We start from the raw sequence: 21,950 nt of genomic DNA, 5'->3' as shown, positions 1-21,950 counted from the left end.
TCCTTAGGAGTCATTCAATTAAATGGTATTCAATTGACTAATAAGTCGACATTGAATTATCAACATCTACAGCCCAGCTGTTCATGCCACCTTCAAGATTAATCACATCATTAAAGCCAACATGTTCGAGAAACTGACCTACTTGAGCACTTCGCTTGCCACTTCGACAAATAATAGCCACTGTTTTATCTTGATAAGAGCCTAACTCTTCGAGGCGTGATGGAATCTCATTCATAGGAATATGTATTGCCCCTTCAATCATTCCATGTATTAGCTCATGACTCTCTCTGACATCAATCATGACAGGAGGGACATCACTTAGTAATAAGGTGCTAAATTCAGTGGGGGTCATGTGTTTCATATTGTTACTCTGTTTTAAAATTCAAATGGTTGGCTGGGTTCAGCGTTAATCAAATATGGGATAACGGTCTCAAACAGAACTATGGTTTGCCATTCCCGTTCACTTGTTCGCGTGATTAATTTAACAGGCATTGCCGGTGCTTTACCGGTCACGATAAGTAGTTTTCCGCCCACTTTCAGACTTTGTAAATAGTCATCAGGAATATCGGCGCAAGCTGCTGTTACGACAATTATGTCCACACGCTCGACTAACGACCAACCTTGGCTGGCATCGCCCACCGTTAAGGTCACATTGCCGATACCTGCATGAGATAAACGTTGTGCTGCTCTTTCAGAGAGATCTGAATAAAACTCAACAGATATCACGTGGCGTGCCAGTTTAGCCAATAAAGCGGTGAAATACCCGGAGCCGGTTCCGATTTCTAGGACATTTGTTTCAGGAGTAAGGTGTAAAGCCTGTAAAAACCGGCCTTCTAATATCGGTGATAACATGGTCTGCCCATGAGAGAGAGGCAGCATTGTATCGGCATAAGCCATCATCGCTAAATGCTCATCAACAAAATCAGCTCTGGACACCTCTGTCATCACGCTTAAAACGGCGTTATCAAGCACTTCACTGGGACGAACTTGCTGAACGACCATATTATGATGAGCATGATTTAGCAACGACACATTATTGCCCCTATCTTTGAGCTATAGCTGGTTAGGAGAATAAGGATAAGTGCTTTCTTATATAGGTGCAACCATAGAAGAATAAGGGAAATATCCAGTCACTTTGCCTATTCATGACTTTATAAAAGCAACGGTCGTGTGATTTTATTTTTTACCAGTAACACGATGGAATAAAGGCTCGTGGACAGATTCGCGAGAAAAGCGCCAGCAAGCAAGGCTAATCGCCATAATGGAAAATCCTGTCACCACCATCACATCCGTCATAATAGAAAAATCACTGGTCGCACTGGGGACCGCATGTTTCATCAAGTCAACACCATAACTAAATGGATTGATTAAGACGATATACTTCAGCATCTCAGGTAATTGGGTGACGGGATAAAGCGCACCGCTTAAAAAAAATACCGGGAAGATGAAAAAATTCATAATCACGGCAAAGTTATCTAATGTTTTTGACCATGCAGCAATTAAACCACCTATTGCTGCACAACATACCGCTGTTGCTAGAGCGGGCAATAATAACCATAAGGCCACTTCTACCTCGATTAAGCCTATCACTGCCAGTATGATTAATAACAAAATGGCCTGAACCATCGCCGTGATGGCTGCAGCGATTAATTTGGCAATCACAATTAAATAATGCGGAATAGGGGCAATTAACATCATTCGCATCACACCAAATTCTTTGTCATAAACCAGGGTCAAAGCTGACAATAAAGCGGCAAATAATAAGGTCATCGCTACAATACCAGGCACCAGAAAGCTCAGATAACCCGCTTGTTGCTCACCCTGCAACATACTGCCCACACCAGAACCTATCACCAGCAACCATATCATGGGTCTGACCATGGCACTGAGTAGTCTTGCCCGTTGACGAAAGACTTTTGTCAGCTCTCTTGCTACGACAGCCTTAACCGCAAGCATATGTGTCATGTCACGACCCCATAATCAGGTGGACATACTGTCCATAGATACACATCATTCAAATTTGGTTTACGCCATTGCATCGCATTAACGGCATGGCCAAGCGTTTTCTGCAGCTGATAAAAATCCGTTTCTTTGTCTTGGATACGATATGTCAGATGCTGATCTTCCCATAATGGCTCACCAAATTCTGAGCGCATCTGCTGACTGACCGCTTCGGTATCAGCACAATCAATTTCCAGCATATACGCGGCTAGATTCTTAATCAGTTTTTTTGGAGAGCCACCTTTCTGTAGCTGCCCTTTTTGTATGAAGTCAACATGGTCGCAAGCTTCTGCTTCTTCGAGATAATGCGTGGTCAAAAAGACAGTCATCCCCTCATCTTTTCGAAGTTGTTCAATAAACCGCCATATGGCACGACGGTTAGGCAAATCCAAACCAATCGTCGGCTCATCTAGAAATAAAACCTGAGGTTTATGCAAGACACCTCGGGCAATATCAACGGCGCGTCGCTGCCCTCCAGATAGAGCGACTAATTTCTGATGTCGTTTTTTTCTAAGCCAAATACCGACAGTAACTCAGCGATACGTTGTTCCGCCTGCTGTTTATTCAAATGATACAAAGCGGCGGCAAACTGTAAGTTTTCATCCACCGTCATCATCCGATCAAGCGCTGAATCCTGAAACACCAAGCCAACAGCAGCTCGGGTTTGAACGGCGTTTTTACTAACATCCAGCCCAGCAATCCATGCTTGACCCGATGAGGCAGACGTCATGGTGGTTAGCATATGAATGGTTGTGCTTTTCCCCGCACCATTCGGACCAAGCAAACCATAAAACTGCCCAGGCTCGATACTTAGATCGAGCCCATTAACAGCAAGGGCCTGACCATATTGCTTGGTCAGGCCCTTGCTTAAAATCGCATATTGATTTTTATAAGCCACAAATTTCTTTTGAGTTTTTCGGGTTTCTGAATACGAGCGGTTTAGCCGTATCAGCTGGTTTTTCAGCTTCCTGCCGCCCTTTCTCTATCGCTTCCAGGATCAGGTGATGATCCGGTGATTTAGTACAGACTGGATCGGCCATCGCAGGATCACCTGTCAGCATATAGGCCTGACAGCGACAACCACCAAAGTCTTTTTCTTTTTCATCACAACTGCGACAAGGCTCTTTCATCCAGTCAAAGCCACGGAAACGATTAAAATCATTCGAACCTTCCCAGATTTCCTTCACACTCAGTTCTTTGACATTCGGTAGTTCCATGCCTGGTAATTCACGAGCCGCATGACATGGTAGAGCGGTACCATCTGGTGTGACGGTCAGAAATACATTTCCCCAACCATTCATGCAGGCTTTTGGCCTATCCTCATAATAATCAGGGACAACGTAATAGATCTTCATATTACCTTTTTGCTTTTCCTGATATTCATGCGCAATAGCTTCTGCACGAACTAATTGTTCTTTCATTGGTAATAGTTGATCACGATTATGCATGGCCCAACCGTAGTATTGGGTTGTTGCCAGCTCAACATAATCGGCATCAAGGTTGATAGCTAAATCCAGAATCTCATCGATCTGATCAATATTCTGACGATGTGTCACAAAACATAGCACCATCGGATAACCCGCAGCTTTTACTGCTTTTGCCATCTCAATCTTATGCTGAAAAGCATCGGTACCAGCAATCAAGTTATTAAGATCTTCTGAACTCGCCTGGAAACTGACTTGGATGTGATCCAACCCCGCCTCTTTAAATTCTTTTGCCTTGTCAGCATTCAACCCTACGCCTGAAGTAATCAGATTCGTATAAAAACCCAAGTTTCTGGCTTCACGGATAAGCTCAATCAGATCGGGGCGAGTTAATGGCTCACCACCTGATAAACCCAATTGGGTTGCACCCATTTCACGTGCCTGGCGGAAAACGTTGATCCATTCTTCGGTTGTTAGCTCTTTTTTAACATTGGCAAAATCCATCGGATTGGAACAATAAGGACACTGCAATGGACAAGCGTAAGTAAGCTCTGCCAATAACCAAAGAGGCTGACGAATGCTGTCACGGACATTCATTCCGATAGCACCACCAGTACTGCCTGGTGCTTTATTCTGGTCTGATCCAGTCGTTGTCATGAGCTTCCTCCAAAAACTGATAGACGTCATCGTCTAAGTCAGCGCCATTAAAGGCTTCTTTAAGTTCAGCGATAAGCTCGCCGACGGTCTGCTTTTTTCACTTACCCGCTTCAGGATTTCACCTGCAGCAGGATTTAATTTCACCATGCCTTCTGGGTAAAGCAGTACGTAACAGTCCTGCGCTGGCTCCCATTGGAAACGGTAACCCAGAGCCAGAACAGGAATCGTGTCTGCATTAAAAATGCGATCGGTCATTTTTCAACTTCCATAAAATAAGGGGGACGTCCTTCAATATACGCCATCCACATCGCATCTAACATGGTCCATAGGATATCAAGCTTGAATTGCAGTAAATCAACAGCGCGTTGTTGTTTCTCACGAGTATCACAATAATCCAGTGTGATTTGTAAGCCATGGTCGACATCACGACGCGCTTCACTTAAGCGTTTACGGAAATAGCGGTAACCTCGTTCATCAATCCAGGGATACAAGTCAGGCCAGTTGTCTAGTCTTGCTTGATGAATCTTAGGCGCAAATAATTCTGTTAACGAAGAGCCTGCCGCTTCCTGCCAGTTAGCCCGGCGCGCAAAATTAACATACGCATCTACCGCAAAACGAACACCTGGCAACACATGTTGATGTGATTCCAGTTCTTCTCTTGTTAATCCAACAGCTTCACCCAGCTGCAGCCAGGCTTCAATGCCTCCCTCTTCTCCATCATAACCATCGTGATCAAGAATACGTTGCACCCAATGTTTACGGACAGAAGCATCTTCACAATTTGCCATAATGGCAGCGTCTTTAATTGGAATCGCCGTTTGATAATAAAAGCGATTAGCAACCCAACCTTGAACTTGTTTTTGGTCCAGCTTGCCAGCATGCATCAGTTTATGAAAGGGATGGTTAATATGATACAGCGACTCTTTTTCGCGTAATTTTTGTTCAAACTCTTCGCGTGTCCATGGTGCTGGTTTTTCTGACATGTCATGTTCCTCTAGAATCATCTTAGACTGTTAAAGCTCGATATCCATGCCGTCATACGACACTTCTATTCCAGCCGCTTCCAACGTTTTCCGCTGGGGTGATTCCTCGTTGAGTATTGGATTAGTATTATTAATATGTATCAGGAATTTGCGTGGCTTATCCATGCCACTTAGGATCTCCATAATGCCACCTTTACTAGACTGGTCCAGATGTCCCATTTCCTGCGCCCGTTTATTGCTAATGCCTTCGTGTGACATCTCGTCATCAGTCCAAACGGTACCATCAACAAGTACGACGTCAGCATTCGCCATATATTCCATAACGTGCGGTTCTGCTACACCTAATCCTGGTGCATAGAATAAATTTTTACCGGTACGCGTATCTTCTATACGCATGCCAATGTTATCGCCAGGCACCGTGTTATGACGATGCGGTGAATAAGGAGGTGCCTCACTCTTCAAAGGCACGGCAGTGAAAACTAATCCTTCTGCCGTGGGAATGGTGAAGCTTGACTCATCCGTCGCGATCTCATGATGATTAATGCCACGGAAATGTCCGAGAATGTTGAAAACAGGGAATCCTGTGGTGAGATCTTCGTATACGGCATTAGTGGTATATACATCCCAAGGTTTATTATGTTCTCTGAGAGTAAGCATGCCGGTGACATGATCAATCTGTGCGTCTGTGATGACTATCGCGGTGATGGCTGTATCTCTGACTTGTCTAGCTGGTTGTAAAGTAGGGAAGTCATCCAGTTGTTTTTTAATATCAGGGGAAGCATTAAACAAAATCCAATCTGTTCCGTTTGCACTGATAGCAATGGAGGATTGTGTGCGAGGACTGGCTTTAATTGTGCCCTCTCTTACACCTTTACAGTTAGTGCAATTACAATTCCACTGAGGAAAACCACCGCCGGCTCCCGAACCTAAAACATGTACAAACATAAATATCCTTAGAAACTTGCATTAGACCAGATAAGACTTTAACAAATTTTATCTGGTATAACGTTGCCCGGAACAGAAAGTCCCGGGCATACATCAAAACCGTGATTAACGGTTGCAGATGTACATGGTTACTTCAAAACCAAAACGCATGTCTGAATATTCAGGTTTAGTCCACATAACTATATCCTCTCTAAAATTGTTTTATTTAATGTCATCCAACCTATTTGGAAGACGATTAGATAGTACACAGCGAATAAACTTGTTTCGTCAGGATTCCCCGCCTTGCCATTCAGGATTTTCCTGATTCAAGGATCGCCGGGAAAAGCTTTACCTGCCTATAATCCACAAAAATGGCTGTATTAAAAACCGTCAAAATTAGCTCAATGCTCGGGAAGATCTTCTTACCTGTGTCAGGTAAAAAACACCCAGTTAAAAATGCATTTATGCTCACGACTATCCTTGGCTGTCTTTATACAATATATGCATTAGAGAATTTTTCAGCTTCTTTAATGATTTTGTGGTTTACCACATGATTGCATTACCTATATTTCATTTTAACCAGGCCTTGTGCCTGGTTTTTTTGCTCAAAAAAAGACCCGACATCAAAAGATGCCGGGCCTTTTATTCAGATTAAGATTACAGCGTAATCTATATCATTTGGCTCTTACAGGCTGAATACACTCAGAACACCACCCAAGTTAGTCCAGCTAGACAATGCACGGTATGCACCGACTGCGCCTAGACCATCTGTTTCGTTTTCTAAGCTTGGGATCGCCATACCGATACCAGCCCAACCACCTACACCTGACAGGATTGAGATGTACTGCTTACCGTCATGTTTGTAAGTGTTGACGTTACCGATAACACCTGATGGCGTTTTGAATCTCCACAGTTCACGGCCAGTTTGCGCATCAACCGCTTTCAGATAACCTTCCAGTGTGCCGTAGAACACAACATCCGTAGCCGTCGCTAATGCACCTGACCAGACTGAGAAACGCTCTGGGTTAGACCATACGATCTTACCTTCACGGGCATCCCAAGCAATGAAGTTACCCAAGTGCGTTTCACCTTCAGGTGGGTACATACTTAATGTAGCACCAACGTATGGTTGACCTGCTACGTATTCCACTTCAAATGGTTCATAGTCCATGCACACATGGTTGGTTGGCACATAGTACAGACCCGTGCGTGGTGAGAATGCCGCTGGTTGTTGGTCTTTAGAACCTAACGCCGCAGGACAGATACCTGTTGTGTTCACGTCTTCACCGTTACGTGCAGTAGAGTATTTCGCTACACGATCATGTAAACCTGTTTTCAGATTGACACCGTTTGACCAGTTAACCACTGGATCGTATTTTTCAGCGACTAACAGCTCACCCGTTTCACGATTCATAGTGTAAGCAAAACCGTTACGGTCAAAGTGAACGGCAGTTTTGTGCATTTTGCCTTTCACTTTTTGTTCTGCGAGGATCATTTCATTGACACCATCGTAATCCCACTCATCATGCGGTGTCATTTGGTAAACCCATTTCGCCATACCGGTGTCTAAGTCACGGCCCCACATTGACATAGTCCATTTGTTATCACCAGGACGTTGCACTGGATTCCAGGTTGATGGGTTACCGTTACCGTAGTAGAACATGTTCAAGTCAGGATCGTATGAATACCAACCCCAAGTCGTACCACCACCAATTTTCCATTGGTCACCCTGCCAGGTTTTCAAAGAAGAATCTTTGCCGATGGGTTTCAGCATAGAAGTAGTTTTTTCTGGATCAACTAACATTTCATCATCAGGACCAGTGCTGTACGCTTTGTATTTCACGTTACCATCAAAGTCATACGCTTGAACGTAACCACGTACACCAAACTCACCACCTGAGATACCGACGATGATTTTATCTTTAAATACGTGAGCCGCTGCTGTGCTGGTCGCACCGCGTTTGGCATCATCACGTTTGTCAGACCAAACCACTTTGCCGTCTTCAGCGTTTAAGGCAACAAGTGTTGTATCCGCTTGGTTCAGGAAGATTTTACCGTCTGCATAGCTTAAACCACGGTTAACTGTGTCACAGCACATGACTGGCACTGTTTCATCGTAGTTTTGTTTTGGTTCATATTTCCATTTGATCGCGCCATCGTTGTTTAAATCCAACGCAAACACGATATTCGGAAATGGTGTGTGAACATACATAGTGCCATCGATAATTAAAGCATTACCTTCGTGACCACGTAAAACACCTGTTGAGAAAGACCATGCCATGTTTAAATCTTTAACATTGTCTTTGTTGATTTGACTTAATTGTGAGTAACGCTGGTTAGCATAATTACCTGCTGGCATTACCCAATTGTTTGGATCTTTTTGCATTTCCAATAACTCATCAGCTACGGCCAGACCCGGCGCGGCTAATGACATCATTGCGATTGATAAAGTTTTCAGCTTCATTTTATATACCTCTAGTATTGAAGGTTTGTTTTTATAGGTGGCTCATCTATAAATAACCACTGCTGAATACTTTATTCTTATTTTTCCCCCAACACACTAGGACTAACTCCCTATATAAACAGGAGTTAATCACAGTAAACTCGGGATTGACTAAACAGGAGAAAGAAATATTTTTTTGATTTATACATTTTCCTTTTTTAAAGTCTAATGCACGTTCACTCAACCAAAATACAATTAAAGCTTATCAGCAACTGTATGGTTGTTTATTTAAATAGGCATAGAAGCTACTTGAGACGTATACAGATGTGTCATGCCTCCAATCAATGTGAGCAGCCCAAAAACGCTCTCATGAGCGTGATTTTAATAACACGCCACTATCTGTAACTAGATGTTTAAAGGCTGAAAACACTCAAAACACCACCCAGATTAGTCCATCTGGAGACAGATCTATACAATCCAACAGCGCCATCACCATCAGCATCATTTTTTAGGCCCATGGCCATGCCTATACCAGCCCAGCCGCCTAAGCCAGATAAAACGGAAATGTATTGTTTGTGATTATGCTCATAGCTGTTTACGTTACCAATAATGCCAGAGGCTGTCTTGAAGCGCCAAAGCTCTCTCCCTGTCTTAGCATCGACAGCTTTTAAATATCCTTCCAACGTACCATAAAAAACGATGTCTGAAGCGGTCGCTAATGCACCAGACCAAACTGAAAACCGTTCCGGATTGGACCAAATAATCTTACCTTCACGTGCATCCCAGGCAATGAAATTACCGAGATTGGGATCATCACCAACAGCATACATCGACAAACTCGCGCCAACATATGGCTGGCCAGCAACGTATTCCACTTCAAATGGTTCATAGTCCATACAGACATGGTTTGTTGGTACATAAAACAAACCTGTACGCGGTGAAAACGCGGCTGGTTGCTGATTTTTTGTTCCTAGTGCAGCAGGACAAATGCCAGTGGTATTTTCGTCTTCACCATGATAGTCCGGCGAGTATTGTTGAACACGATCATGTCTGCCGGTTGCCAAATCAACGCCGTTAGACCAGTTTACAGAGGGATCAAATGTCTTCGCCACTAATAACTCCCCCGTCTTACGATCTAGCGTATAGGCAAAGCCATTACGATCGAAGTGCACCGCAGTTTTACGCAATTTATTTTTGATTTTCTGATCACTGAGAATGACTTCATTAACACCGTCATAATCCCACTCATCGTGTGGAGTCATTTGGTAAATCCATTTCGCCATTCCACTATTCAAATCTCTGGCAAACAGTGACATGGTCCACTTATTATCACCAGGTCGTTGCACAGGATTCCATGTAGAAGGGTTTGCAGTCCCGTAATAAAACAGATTTAAGTCAGGATCGTATGAAAACCAACCCCATGTGACACCACCACCGATTTTCCATTGATCACCTTGCCATGTTTTCAGAGATGAATCTTTACCTACCGGTTTCAACATTGAGGTGGTTTTTACTGGATCTACCAACATCTCATCATCGGGTCCTGTGGTATAGGCTTTATACTTCACATTCCCCTGTAAATCATAGGCCTGAACATAACCACGAATACCAAATTCACTGCCGGAGATCCCAACTAAGACAGTATCGTCAAACACAAAAGCTGCTCCAGTACTCGTTGCACCTGTAGTCGGATCATCACGCTTGTCTGACCAAACCTCTTTCCCTGTATCCATATCTAACGCAACCAAGGTCGTATCCGCTTGATTAAGAAGTATTTTTCCATCTGCATATGCCAGTCCACGATTAACCGTATCACAGCACATCACAGGAACAGTTTCGTCGTAACTTTGTTTAGGTTCATATTTCCATTTCATTGCACCATCGTTATTTAGATCGAGTGCATAAACAATATTAGGAAAAGGGGTATGAATATATAGAGTATCGTCAATGACTAGAGAATTGCCTTCATGACCACGTAAAACACCTGTCGAAAAAGACCAGGCCATGTTCAGATGTTGAATATTCTTTTTATTGATTTGCTTGAGTGCTGAGTATCGTTGGTTATTATAATTTCCGGCTGGCATCACCCAGTTGGCAGGATCATCTTGAAGTTTTTGTAATTCATCAGCTTGGCTGGTGCCAGCATGAATTCCGATTGCAGAAGCAATTAAAAATCTTAGAAAAGTCATATTACTCAATTTATTCATTACAAAAGTGTTTTGTTTTAAACAGGTTAAGCACTAACTCTATGCTTTATAAACGAATGAATCACCGGCAAATCTTCCCGATTTAACCAGCCTGAGTATCTTCGCATGTGACGAGTGAACCTCGGCTGAATAAAAAAGCCCGGCATCACAAAGATGCCGGGCCTTTTATTCAGATTAAGATTACAGCGTAATCTATATCATCTGGGTCTTACAGGCTGAATACACTCAGAATACCACCCAGGTTAGTCCAGCTAGACAATGCACGGTATGCACCGACTGCGCCAAGACCATCAGAGCTGTTTTCTAAGTCAGGAATCGCCATACCGATACCAGCCCAACCACCTACACCTGACAAGATAGACAGATATTGTTTACCGTCATGTGTGTATGTGTTGACGTTACCGATGATGCCTGACGCTGTTTTGAAGCGCCACAGTTCACGACCAGTTTGCGCATCAACCGCTTTCAGGTAACCTTCCAGTGTGCCGTAGAACACAACATCAGAAGCTGTCGCTAATGCACCTGACCAGACTGAGAAACGCTCTGGGTTAGACCAGACGATCTTACCTTCACGGGCATCCCAAGCAATGAAGTTACCCATATGAGTACCACCTGGCGCTGGGAACATATTCAAAGTAGCACCGACGTATGGTTGACCCGCTACGTATTCCACTTCAAATGGTTCATAGTCCATGCACACATGGTTGGTTGGTACATAGTACAGACCCGTGCGGGGTGAGAATGCCGCTGGTTGTTGGTCTTTAGACCCTAACGCCGCAGGACAGATACCTGTTGTGTTAACGTCTTCGCCGTTTGCAGCAGTAGAGTATTTTACCGCACGCTCTGGCAGACCAGTCTTCATGTTGACACCTGTCGCCCAGTTAACGGCCGGATCATATTTCTCAGCGACTAGCAGTTCGCCAGTTACGCGGTCCATGGTGTAACCAAAACCATTACGGTCAAAGTGAACGGCAGTTTTACGCATTTTGCCATTTAGTTTTTGATCAGCCAAAATGACTTCGTTTACACCATCGTAATCCCACTCATCATGCGGTGTCATTTGGTAAACCCATTTGGCCATACCGGTGTCTAAGTCACGACCCCATAGAGACATTGACCATTTGTTATCACCAGGACGTTGAACCGGGTTCCAGGTTGATGGGTTACCACTGCCGTAGTAAAACAGGTTTAAATCAGGATCGTATGAATACCAACCCCAAGTGGTACCACCACCAATTTTCCATTGGTCACCTTGCCAGGTTTTCAAAGATGAATCTTTACCAACCGGTTTCAGCATAGAGGTGGTTTTTTCTGGGTCAACTAACATTTCATCATCAGGACCGGTGCTATACGCTTTGTATTTCACGTTACCATCAAAGTCATACGCTTGAACGTAACCACGTACACCAAACTCACCACCTGAGATACCGACGATGACTTTATCTTTGAATACGTGAGCTGCTGCTGTGCTGGTCGCACCGCGTTTAGCATCATCACGCTTATCAGACCAAACCACTTTGCCGTCTTCAGCGTTTAAGGCAACAAGTGTTGTATCTGCTTGGTTCAGGAAGATTTTACCGTCTGCATAGCTTAAACCACGGTTAACTGTGTCACAGCACATAACAGGTACTGTTTCATCGTAGTTTTGTTTTGGCTCAAATTTCCATTTCATTGCACCGTCGTTGTTTAAATCCAACGCGTAAACAATGTTTGGGAATGGAGTGTGAACATACATGGTATCGCCGATAACCAGAGAGTTACCTTCATGACCACGTAAAACACCCGTTGAGAAAGACCATGCCATAGTCACATCTTTGACATTGTCTTTATTGATTTCTGTTAATTCAGAGTAACGTTGGTTATTGTAGTTACCTGCTGGCATTACCCAGTTATTTGGATCTTTTTGCATTTCTAGCAACTCATCAGCAGCAGCCAAGCCTGGCACTGCCAATGTCATCATTGCTAATGACAAAGTTTTCAGCTTCATTTTTAATCCCTAGTTTTTGATTACAGAACATGTCGAGAGGAATAACAACGACATGGTTCCCACACTTTATGCTCGTTATGCCCAAGAATCATTACCAAATATTCCCGATTTTCACGGGAACAAAATAACAGGCACCAAGGAATTAAAACCTAAACACATGAAATAACTATTATTTAAGCAATTCTCATTGCTCGGTAATTACCCCATATTTCATTGCCAATCTCACCAATTCAACCGGAGAATGAATATCTAGCTTCTGTTTTAAGCTGGTTTGATAGTTAGCCACCGTTTTCTGACCAATATTCAGACGACCGGCAATTTCTTCGACTAATTTACCTTCAGCTAATAGTCGAAAGACCTCAAACTCTCGGGAAGTTAGCCTCTGAGTGGGATTATCATCTCCGGTTAAACTCTGTAATGCCACCTTTTGGGCCATATCAGCACTTAAAAAGCTTTTTCCAGATGCTACCTCTTTTACGGCTTTGACCAGATCTTCAGCATTACCGGATTTTGCCACGTACCCCATAGCACCAGCTGTTAACGACTGAATGGCATAGGTCGCATTTTCATGCATCGAAAACATAATGACTCGTGCATCTGGCCAGCGATGAAGAATTCGACGTAATGCTTCCAGCCCACCCATACCCGGCATCGACATATCCATAACGAGTACATCGGGCTTATTGTCCGGATAAGTTTGATACGCTTGCTCCCCACTTTCCGCTTCCGCAATCACTTTGATTTCAGCATTTTGTTCGAGTAAACGACATAAACCTGATCTGACGACGGCATGATCATCAGTCAGCATAACTTTAATTAACTGGCTCACGCATTATCTCCTTGTTTAGGAACCGTCACATCTATCGTGACGCCTTGATTTAAATTAGATGAAATTTCAAAAGTGCCACCCACGCTGTCTAATCGCTCTTTCATACCTGCGAGACCAAAACGTTGAGTATGTTGTTTGGGGTCAAAGCCTTTACCGTTATCGCTGACGGTCAAATGAATCATTTGTTTTTCTTCTTTTAAGACAATCCAAGCTTGATTGGCTTTGGAGTGACGACTGATATTAGTCAGACATTCCTGTATGACACGATAAAGTGTCAGTTGCGCATTTTCTTCCAGCGATGAAAACTCACCATCAAAATGATATTCCATTTCAATATTGGGGTGTCTTTCACGCCAACTATCGACCAGTTCTTGCATAGCCGCTATAAACCCTAGCTCATCCAAGCCGCCCGGCCTGAGTCGTTGAAGCATGGTACGGAGGATGTCCATCATCAACCCCACCACTTCATCTATAGCTGAAGCACTCTTTTTAGCTGCTTCCAGCTCATTGGTTGACTTGATCACTGAAGCATCGACATGAATCGCGGTCAGATGCTGACCAATTTCATCATGCAATTCATGAGCGAGACTTTTCCGCTCTGCTTCCTGCAAACGGATGATTTGCTGAGTTAGACGGTGATTATTACGAATGCTGCTTTGTAGAGTAGATGCCATCATATTAAATTTGTGACTAATACTGGCCATCTCTGGTAATTCAAAAATAGGCAAGCGGCTGTCCAGATTGCCAGTTTCAATATCTGTTAGAGCAGCGATAATTTGATCAATGGGCTTCAACGCACGGGCCACGACCATATAAACCAGAATATTCACAAAAACAAAAAACAGCGAAATCATGGTCAACAAGGTTTTTGTTTCCCCCCATGCCTCAGCGATTTCGTTGTCCGGTTTTGGCTTGATAACCAGTTCGCCAATTTTCTTTGTATTGACGTAAACAGGCAGTCTTTCAGGTTTCAAATCATCAAGTGCGGAATACATCTCCTGGCCAAACCAGTCTGGATAAGGCTGATGTTCATTGCTGTTTTCATCTTCATTACTTTCAATAAGCTGATTCGTTGGCCCGTAGAACTCTATTCTCAGATGCCGAACTCCGGCTAATTTACTGAGCATAAAAGGTGACTGGGACTCATCAGAAAGTACTTTATCCCTGAATCTGAAATGGCTTAACTCGGCATCGAGCATATGTAATGCAAAGTCCATAGTAGAGGCAACTTCAGCTCTTACATCTTCACGAGCATTGTGGATTGCCTTCACGGCGCCAATCACTAATATAATTAATAGAACAGCTGTGACAATTAGATTGAGTCTGTATCTGAGATTCATGCACCAAGACTATGTGAAAAAAACAATCATTCTAGTATTGCCGAGATGTCTTGGAGATAGGAGAAATTCCCTTTTACAAAAGTAAGGGACAAAAAAAAGCCCCGTTGTCGGGGCTTTTTTGTATTCTCTGTATGAGAAAGGTGTTTAGCGGTTACAAATGTACATTGTTACTTCGAAACCGAAACGCATGTCTGAATATTCTGGTTTAGTCCACATAGTAAATACCTCTTAATTCTCTCAGCCACTATTGGTTGAGTTCCATGGTGATAAGTTTACGCAGACAAATGAATAATTCGCAGAGAGGTTTACTCGTTAACACTCAGGATTTTTCTGAATAACAGCTTTGTGCAATATAAACGCTTAAGCATCGACCAAACCACAGCGAATCGCTAATCTGGCAAGCTCAGCCGAGTTAGATACATTCAATTTTTGTTTAATATTCGTATGATGTGTTCCTACGGTTTTAGGGCTTAAGTTTAAGATGTCCGCAATGTCGTTTACGGTTTTCCCCTCAGCCAGTAGTCGAAACACTTCAAACTCCCGCTGGCTTAAGACATCCACCGGATTTTCTGACCCGGTTAACTTCTGCATGGCAAGCTGCTGAGCAATTTCAGGGGCGATACAGGTTTTTCCTTGAGCAACCATGTCTACAGCTCTCAACATTTCTTCAGGTGCGCTGCGTTTAGGTATAAATCCTAAAGCACCTGCTTGCATGGCTCTGGTAGTAAACACGCTATCTTCATGCACGCTAAGCACAAGTATTTTTGCAGAAGACTCTCTTGCAATAATTCTTTCAATAGCCCCCACACCACCGATTCCTGGCATAGAAATATCCATGACCACCACATCCGGATGATACTTGCTAAAATCTTGAACGGCTTGTTCCCCACTTCCTGCTTCAGCGATAACAGTAAATTTATCACCATCTTCTAAAAGACGGCGGAAACCCGCTCTGACCAATTCGTGATCATCAACCAACAATATTGTTTTTTTATCCAGACTCATAATAATCTGTCCGTTCTAAGAGGAATAATCACGCTAATCTTGACGCCATGACCTGGCTCACTGATAAGTTGAAACTCACCACCAAGACTCTGCGCACGTTCACGCATACCTAACAATCCAAAATCGACATCAGAATGCAAGTCTTTGACTACCATACCCTTGCCATCATCTCTAATCTCAATAATAAGATTGTCTAATTCGCTATCACTGCTTTTCTGTGTTTTAACCAGCACATGAATCTGAGTGGCATCCGCATGTCTGACTGCATTAGTTATAGCTTCCTGTACAACGCGGAATACCGTCATATTCATCATTTCATTCAAATTATCCAGACGCCCAGAGACTTGAATATCAAAGTGAATGCCAGGTTCTCGCTCTTGCCAGCTGGTGATGGCCTGCTGCAACGTCGGCACCAACCCCAAATCATCAAGAGGACTCGGCCTCAAGCGCGTAATCATATTATGCACCACATCATAAATATGACTGGCTGTATCAATAATGGCTTGAGCACTGTTAAATACACGTGGCTCAGTCTGCTCTGTACGGTTTCTGATTAATACGGCATCGGTCTTAATCGCCGTCAGACACTGCCCTAACTCGTCATGAAGTTCTCTGGCCAAGTGGCGTCGCTCCGCTTCCTGAACTTCATCCATATGCTGTGTCAGTAAACGCGTTTCTCTGAGTTGCGTTCTGGCGGCTTCGGCTTGTTTTAGTTCGGTAATATCACGTAACGTACAAATAAGACCAATCACCTGCTGTTCTTTATCAAACAAAGGCACCGTTGACATCAGTAGTGATACTTTCTCACCATCCGGTCTCAACAGTGTTGTTTCCATATTTTCAGTGGTTTCACAGTTTTCTAGAATGGTAGCTATTTGCTGATGTGACTCTTCGAAACCCAAGTTGGCAAGTGCCTCACCTTTCAGTACTGAGGTTTGCTTTGCGAATAAACGTTCAGCTGTGGAATTACAAAAGGTGATATTGCCTGCGTGATCTAAAGACAAAATAGCATCACCAGATTGTCTTACCAGCATTGCTAAGCGTTGATTTTCAGCCATACTTAATTCAAGCGCTTGTCCCATCCGGTTGAATGTCTGACTGATCTGATTCATCTCTCCCAAGCTAAAATCAGGTAAACGTAGATGCAGATCACCTTTTTCAAACGCCGATAGTACCTGTAATAATCTCTGCAATGGTCGTAGAAACCAGTCTACCCCCCAATAGAGAAAAATACTGACAAACACAAAAACGACTAATCCTAGAGCCAGGATGCCTCGAATATCCATCCAACGGTCACTGATTTCCTGCATTGGCGCTGCATAAATGACCATATGTCCAGTGCCAAAACGTTTCGACAATGGTGTAATTTCAGGAAACAGTACTTTCACAAACCATTCTGGTGGCTCAACTTTAAGCGTTTCATCAGGCTCGCCTTCAAATAACAAGCCCTGTGTGTCGAACATCAGAATATGTAAACTTCTGATTTGGCTTAACGCTTTGACCATTTCATGAATTTGTTCGTTAATACCATGTTCGCGATTGAGAGGCTTATCAGCCAAAGTCAAGGTGATCAATCGTGCTGCAGCATTCATTGTATCTTCGACTTCAACTTGCACTGATTGGCGTGCATTGGATATCAATACACCTGTACTTGCCAGTAATGAAAGCAATAATAATGCGGTAAAAAACAGATTAACTTTTAATTTAAGACTCATCGTAACTCAGTTTCAGTTACGCCTTTGGCGCCAAGGTTATCCACCCAACGAATCATGATCTTGTCACCCACGGCTCCGCCAGCTAACTGAAAAGAAAAATACGGGTTACGTGCAGTAGCGGTTCCACATTTTAAAGCCATGACTTCATTTCCATTTCGCCAACAGCGAATATCTTGAATAAACTCCGCGGGAATCAGTTCACCGTTTTCATCTTTAGCTCTTCCCGTATGCATTGGGTGAGCAAGCAATAAACGAACAGTGGTATCACCATCTTTCAACTTCGCACGAATTCGATCTCTAGCAGTAATGGCCATTAAGCACAGCCTCCAATATCCACTGAAATATCACGTGAGGTTTTATATAACTTACCATCCGCTCTGATAACGGCGATTATTTTTGAATCTTCAGCGACTTTAATCATGCTCTTGAATGGCAGTTTCACATCGGCCGTCAATTCAATACTCATAGCCAGTGGATTAGGATTTTTATCAACTAAAATAGCTATGCGTTCAATATCTTCCAGCGAAGAATGCACTTCAAAAGGTACCGAAGCACCATTCACAGCATAACTTGGAGGCGAGCCGACTTTAAAGCTGACTTTATCTTGTGGAATATCTTGGGCCTGACCTAGCAATGCTAATAACGCATCCTCAACCGTGTCTGCCGTAAAAGCATCCGCAGGCCAATGTGCTAAAACACGCTTGGGAGCTAATAAACCTGAACTCGCCACCAATGCCAATGTCGAGGCTGAGATAGCACTCTTCAAAAAATCTCGCCGGCTTTTGTCTGAATTCTCCATCACGTTTAATTTTCCATTTCGCTCATGGCATTCTCAACTTCTCTCAACCTTGAAGCAATTTTTGATAGTTGATACTCATTTCTGCCTGCCGCCTCTGCAGCTAAATGCAACTGGTCTGCAGCCGCTTTGAGTAAACCAGACTCATAATAGTACTCTGCAAGCCAGGCATGTGACTCACTTTTTTGCCCCATGTCCCCTTTCGCTTGCGCCATCAGTCTGTATATCTGGCGCCCGCCCTCACCTAGCTCTATTTGTGTTTGTAATAACTTCGCCGCTTCTGCAGGTCTAGCCGTTCTTAACAGAGCATGGACCTGATTCAAAGTCAGCGCACGATCATCAGGGTACAATCGCTGATTATCTTCGTAAATATCGAGTGCTGCTTTTACTCTGCCCACAGATAATTCGATATCCGCTAAAGCGAGTTGATAGGTTAAGCGATCAGGTTCTTTGTCAATTAATGGCATCAAACGCTGGCGAGCCGCTGTGTACTGTGCATTTTTAATCAAAGCCAGCACATAACCGTAATTCACAGGGTCTTTATTGACTAGATCATCTCTGGTCAATTGATGTTGATAATACTTAATCAATTCCCCACTATCTTGAGCCGTCATCACTCGCAGCTTTTCTTTAATCAGATAAAACTGCTCATGATCAGACAACCTCGGCTTTACACTTAATTGAGAAGCTCGCCCTCTGGCATCGGCTATACGCGAAGTCGTGACAGGGTGAGTTCGTAAAAACTCAGGAACCGCATCGCCCCCATAAAACCGACTGGCTTGCTGTAACTTCTCGAAAAAGCTTGGCATCGCTTCAGGATTGAAGCCTGATCGAACCAATGTCTGCATACCTATATTGTCCGCTTCCGCTTCATTCGCTCTGGTATAGTCAATCTGGCTCTGAATACTTCCGGCCTGAACTGCCATGATAGCGGCCGAACCGGCTTTGGGATCCGCAGCCCCCAACAGCGCAGCAGCAATCATGGCAGCTGTGCGGGGTATGGTCATACGTTTCGAATTTTCAAAACTTCTTAAGATGTGACGCTGGGTGATGTGGGCAATCTCATGCGACATGACAGAAGCCAGCTCATCTTCATTGGCGGCTGTAAGAATCAATCCGGAGTTAACCCCCACATAGCCACCTGGAGTGGCAAAGGCATTGACCGTACCATCGGGCACGACAAAAAAGGTGTAGTTCAAATTAGGTTCGTTACTATTCGAGGCCAAGCGGTAACCTAAAGACTGGATGTAGCTATTCACTTCAGGATCTTCGACCAAGTCCGTGCTTTGTTGTAAGCGCCAGAAAAAAGCCTGACCAATCTCCTGTTCTTCTCGGGGAGAGATTAATTCACCTGCGCTATCCCCCATCTCTGGTAGGGCAATATCCAGCGCCCAGCTTGTGCTTAGATGGCTAAAAAAAGTAAACTTACGATGTAATATAGTGTTCTCATAAGCCAAATAGACTCATCATGTGGGCACACGGTTCCAGCAAGACAGTGAATACAAATCCGTTTATCATTGCGTCATTTTTAAGAATAGATTGGACAACTAGTATGTCAGAATTTTACAAAGAAATTGATACATCCGGCCTTAATTGCCCTCTTCCAGTATTAAAAGCTCGAAAAGCATTGGCGGACATGACATCCGGCCAGAAACTGTTATTAATTGCTACCGATAAAGGCGCCAATAAAGATATTCCAGCATTTTGTAAAATGACGGGTAATCAGTTGATAGACACATCTGAAGTCGATGATAAATATCATTTTGTACTTGAGAAGGCTTAATTCCAGCTCATGCGATCACGCCACCAGATATCTACCCGCATCAATATCGCGCATTTGCTCTAAGATGATCCATCACAGTACCGGCAAAGATAGCGTAGAACTACATCTACATCCACATAAAATTCAGAAAAAACAATAACTAACCTTCTTTTTTCTTCAATCTCGAAAGATGGCACCTTATCTGCTTGTTTTTAAAATGATTTTTAATTTTAAAAAATACGGAGCAGTTATTAATGAACAAAGTCAGTCCTTTCAAACATACTGGTTTCATTGCCAGTTCTATTTTTGCCACGCTACTAGGTAGCCCTGCATTTGCTGAAATAAGCTGCGAGTCAGAATCAACTGAAGCGAAACATCACTATATTCCGGCTAACAATAAAACCGTTCATTGGGGCTACTTTAGTAAAAATAAAACGCCACAAGCCATTGTCCACTCTGGTGATTTTGTCACCCTGGAAACGCTGACTCATCATGCTAATGACGATGCAGAAAGAATGATAAAGGGTGATCCTGGCGCTGAGAGCGTTTTCAAATGGGAAAAAAATGATAAAGGTGTGGACAGGCGAGGTGCTGGCCCCATGGATGCGTCAATCTATGGTCGTGGAGCCGGAGAAGGGTTTGGTGTCCATGTCTTAACAGGCCCAGTCTATGTCTGTGGTGCAGAACCTGGTGATGTCCTTGAAGTACGTATTCTGGATATGTACCCACGCCCTTCTGGTAATCCTAAGTATGCTGGCAAAACATATGGCGTTAATGCTGCAGCATGGTGGGGGTATCACTACAACGATATGATCGAAGACCCCAAACCGCGTGAAGTCATCACTATTTTTGAGCTTGATGCAACAGGCGAGAAAGACTGGGCAAAAGCCGTCTATAACTATCAATGGGTTCCACAGACTGATCCCAATGGTGTTGTCCATGAAAAAATTGACTACCCCGGTGTTCCCGTTGATCACAGCAAAATCACCAAAAATACAAAAGTACTTGAGAATATTCGTGTCCCAGTCAGATTGCATTTTGGAACAATGGGTGTAGCTCCGGTCGAAACAGATTATGTCGACTCTATTCCACCCGGTTACTTTGGTGGCAACATTGATGACTGGCGTATTGGTAAAGGTGGCACCATGTACTACCCAGTTGCTGTTGAAGGTGCTTTACTCAGTGCAGGCGATCCTCATGCTGCACAAGGTGACTCTGAACTTGCTGGTACTGCCATTGAAACCTCAATGACAGGCGTCGTTCAAGTAATCCTCCATAAACAAAATGAGCTGCAAGAGACGGTTTTGGCAGGTCTGGATTATCCTCTTCTGGAAACAGACACCGAATGGGTTGTTCACGGCTTTAGTTATCCTAACTATCTCGAAGCACTTGGAGAAAAAGCGCAGAGTGAAATTTACTCAAAATCGTCTATTGATAACGCCATGCGTGATGCTTTTAGAAAAATGCGTCACTTTTTGATGACAGCTAAAGGGCTCAGTGAAGATGAAGCCATTTCACTGATGTCGGTATCTGCTGACTTCGGTATAACGCAAGTTGTTGACGGTAACTGGGGAGTTCATGGCGTTATTGAAAAACGCGTATTTGCTGGCGATACTGACTAAACTGATTGGCTTTATATTTTTCTTAGTCATATAAGCAAAAAAGGGCTATCCACGGGTAGCCTTTTTTAATGAATAATTTAATATGAGTTAGTGATAAAGAGCGTATCGCCAAAGTTTGATTAAACTTTAGATGCCACTGATCACTATATTTATCAATCTATGCTGATAGAGGGACTGATCTCTTGCTGTGTCTTGCAGAAAAACAGAGAGTGCATTCATCATCTGTAAAAAGGGAAAATGAATACCAGTTAGTAT

General features: G+C 43.4%; 24 protein-coding genes and 1 pseudogene. 2 read left to right on the top strand and 23 right to left on the bottom strand.

The features are described from left to right. Positions 1–37 precede the first annotated feature (37 nt). From QUE24_RS10630 to QUE24_RS10530, 23 genes and pseudogenes are all read right to left on the bottom strand, one after another. Positions 38–361, bottom strand: coding sequence for a rhodanese-like domain-containing protein (locus QUE24_RS10630; RefSeq protein WP_286303808.1), 324 nt, complete (start codon positions 359–361; stop codon positions 38–40). A 14-nt stretch (positions 362–375) separates the two neighbouring features. Beyond that, positions 376–1,032 carry a protein-L-isoaspartate O-methyltransferase family protein gene (locus QUE24_RS10625; RefSeq protein WP_286303807.1) on the bottom strand — a complete coding sequence of 219 codons (657 nt, stop codon included), beginning with the start codon at positions 1,030–1,032 and terminating at the stop codon, positions 376–378. Positions 1,033–1,176: 144 nt separating this feature from the next. Beyond that, on the bottom strand, positions 1,177–1,965 hold the full coding sequence (locus QUE24_RS10620) for an ABC transporter permease (protein ID WP_286303806.1): 789 nt from the start codon (positions 1,963–1,965) through the stop codon (positions 1,177–1,179). Then, positions 1,962–2,438 (bottom strand): ATP-binding cassette domain-containing protein, encoded by a 477-nt coding sequence (locus tag QUE24_RS10615; RefSeq protein ID WP_286303805.1) that lies wholly within the window; start codon positions 2,436–2,438, stop codon positions 1,962–1,964. Before QUE24_RS10615 ends, QUE24_RS10620 begins: the two co-directional genes overlap by 4 nt. A 9-nt stretch (positions 2,439–2,447) precedes the next feature. Next, a pseudogene (locus tag QUE24_RS15940) lies at positions 2,448–2,522 on the bottom strand (hypothetical protein); the annotation flags it as partial. After that, complete coding sequence (locus QUE24_RS10610) at positions 2,489–2,899, bottom strand: ATP-binding cassette domain-containing protein (RefSeq protein ID WP_286303804.1); 411 nt, start codon at positions 2,897–2,899, stop codon at positions 2,489–2,491. The gene QUE24_RS10610 and the pseudogene QUE24_RS15940, both read right to left, overlap by 34 nt. Further along, complete coding sequence (gene pqqE / locus QUE24_RS10605) at positions 2,889–4,082, bottom strand: pyrroloquinoline quinone biosynthesis protein PqqE (RefSeq protein WP_286303803.1); 1,194 nt, start codon at positions 4,080–4,082, stop codon at positions 2,889–2,891. The genes QUE24_RS10610 and pqqE overlap by 11 nt, the downstream gene beginning before the upstream one ends. Next, positions 4,054–4,155, bottom strand: a complete 102-nt coding sequence (locus QUE24_RS15935; protein WP_379008288.1) for a hypothetical protein — start codon at positions 4,153–4,155, stop codon at positions 4,054–4,056. Before QUE24_RS15935 ends, pqqE begins: the two co-directional genes overlap by 29 nt. Then, positions 4,116–4,337 (bottom strand): pyrroloquinoline quinone biosynthesis peptide chaperone PqqD, encoded by a 222-nt coding sequence (gene pqqD / locus QUE24_RS10600; RefSeq protein WP_434013664.1) that lies wholly within the window; start codon positions 4,335–4,337, stop codon positions 4,116–4,118. The genes QUE24_RS15935 and pqqD overlap by 40 nt, the downstream gene beginning before the upstream one ends. Beyond that, the gene (gene pqqC / locus QUE24_RS10595) at positions 4,334–5,065 is read right to left on the bottom strand and encodes a pyrroloquinoline-quinone synthase PqqC (protein WP_286303802.1); all 732 of its coding nucleotides are present in this window, start codon (positions 5,063–5,065) and stop codon (positions 4,334–4,336) included. The genes pqqD and pqqC overlap by 4 nt, the downstream gene beginning before the upstream one ends. Positions 5,066–5,095: 30 nt before the next feature. Beyond that, positions 5,096–6,010: a pyrroloquinoline quinone biosynthesis protein PqqB gene (gene pqqB / locus QUE24_RS10590; protein ID WP_286303801.1), complete on the bottom strand. Its 915-nt coding sequence runs from the start codon at positions 6,008–6,010 to the stop codon at positions 5,096–5,098. A gap of 105 nt (positions 6,011–6,115) precedes the next feature. Then, positions 6,116–6,187: a pyrroloquinoline quinone precursor peptide PqqA gene (gene pqqA, locus QUE24_RS10585; RefSeq protein WP_081443609.1), complete on the bottom strand. Its 72-nt coding sequence runs from the start codon at positions 6,185–6,187 to the stop codon at positions 6,116–6,118. A gap of 487 nt (positions 6,188–6,674) precedes the next feature. Next, positions 6,675–8,453, bottom strand: a complete 1,779-nt coding sequence (locus QUE24_RS10580) for a methanol/ethanol family PQQ-dependent dehydrogenase (RefSeq protein WP_286303800.1) — start codon at positions 8,451–8,453, stop codon at positions 6,675–6,677. A 392-nt stretch (positions 8,454–8,845) separates the two neighbouring features. Then, positions 8,846–10,621, bottom strand: coding sequence for a methanol/ethanol family PQQ-dependent dehydrogenase (locus tag QUE24_RS10575; RefSeq protein WP_286303799.1), 1,776 nt, complete (start codon positions 10,619–10,621; stop codon positions 8,846–8,848). 226 nt (positions 10,622–10,847) lie between these two features. Then, positions 10,848–12,626 (bottom strand): methanol/ethanol family PQQ-dependent dehydrogenase, encoded by a 1,779-nt coding sequence (locus QUE24_RS10570; RefSeq protein WP_286303797.1) that lies wholly within the window; start codon positions 12,624–12,626, stop codon positions 10,848–10,850. Positions 12,627–12,810: 184 nt separating this feature from the next. Beyond that, positions 12,811–13,455, bottom strand: a complete 645-nt coding sequence (locus tag QUE24_RS10565) for a response regulator (protein WP_286303796.1) — start codon at positions 13,453–13,455, stop codon at positions 12,811–12,813. After that, on the bottom strand, positions 13,452–14,726 hold the full coding sequence (locus QUE24_RS10560) for an ATP-binding protein (RefSeq protein WP_286303795.1): 1,275 nt from the start codon (positions 14,724–14,726) through the stop codon (positions 13,452–13,454). The genes QUE24_RS10565 and QUE24_RS10560 overlap by 4 nt, the downstream gene beginning before the upstream one ends. Before the next feature lie 213 nt (positions 14,727–14,939). Beyond that, the gene (pqqA, locus tag QUE24_RS10555) at positions 14,940–15,011 is read right to left on the bottom strand and encodes a pyrroloquinoline quinone precursor peptide PqqA (protein WP_081443609.1); all 72 of its coding nucleotides are present in this window, start codon (positions 15,009–15,011) and stop codon (positions 14,940–14,942) included. Between the two features lie 144 nt (positions 15,012–15,155). Beyond that, positions 15,156–15,800, bottom strand: a complete 645-nt coding sequence (locus QUE24_RS10550) for a response regulator (protein WP_286303794.1) — start codon at positions 15,798–15,800, stop codon at positions 15,156–15,158. Then, on the bottom strand, positions 15,797–17,515 hold the full coding sequence (locus QUE24_RS10545) for a PAS domain-containing protein (RefSeq protein ID WP_286303793.1): 1,719 nt from the start codon (positions 17,513–17,515) through the stop codon (positions 15,797–15,799). The genes QUE24_RS10550 and QUE24_RS10545 overlap by 4 nt, the downstream gene beginning before the upstream one ends. Further along, entirely contained in the window at positions 17,512–17,829 is a 318-nt protein-coding gene (gene soxZ / locus QUE24_RS10540) for a thiosulfate oxidation carrier complex protein SoxZ (RefSeq protein WP_286303792.1), read from the bottom strand. The genes QUE24_RS10545 and soxZ overlap by 4 nt, the downstream gene beginning before the upstream one ends. After that, positions 17,829–18,314, bottom strand: coding sequence for a thiosulfate oxidation carrier protein SoxY (locus QUE24_RS10535; protein ID WP_286306109.1), 486 nt, complete (start codon positions 18,312–18,314; stop codon positions 17,829–17,831). The genes soxZ and QUE24_RS10535 overlap by 1 nt, the downstream gene beginning before the upstream one ends. A 5-nt stretch (positions 18,315–18,319) precedes the next feature. Beyond that, a complete protein-coding gene (locus tag QUE24_RS10530) occupies positions 18,320–19,768 on the bottom strand; it encodes a beta-barrel assembly-enhancing protease (RefSeq protein WP_286303791.1) in 1,449 nt (482 codons plus the stop codon). Between the two features lie 95 nt (positions 19,769–19,863). Here QUE24_RS10530 and QUE24_RS10525 point away from each other — a divergent pair, with 95 nt between their 5' ends. Both QUE24_RS10525 and QUE24_RS10520 read left to right on the top strand, forming a co-directional pair. Beyond that, on the top strand, positions 19,864–20,094 hold the full coding sequence (locus tag QUE24_RS10525) for a sulfurtransferase TusA family protein (protein WP_286303790.1): 231 nt from the start codon (positions 19,864–19,866) through the stop codon (positions 20,092–20,094). A 233-nt stretch (positions 20,095–20,327) separates the two neighbouring features. Then, a complete protein-coding gene (locus QUE24_RS10520) occupies positions 20,328–21,695 on the top strand; it encodes an acetamidase/formamidase family protein (RefSeq protein WP_286303789.1) in 1,368 nt (455 codons plus the stop codon). Positions 21,696–21,950: the final 255 nt, after the last annotated feature.

The organism is Methylophaga marina (assembly GCF_030296755.1).
GTDB classification, from domain to species: Bacteria; Pseudomonadota; Gammaproteobacteria; order Nitrosococcales; family Methylophagaceae; genus Methylophaga; species Methylophaga marina.
This window is presented reverse-complemented; position numbering and strand designations above follow the sequence as displayed.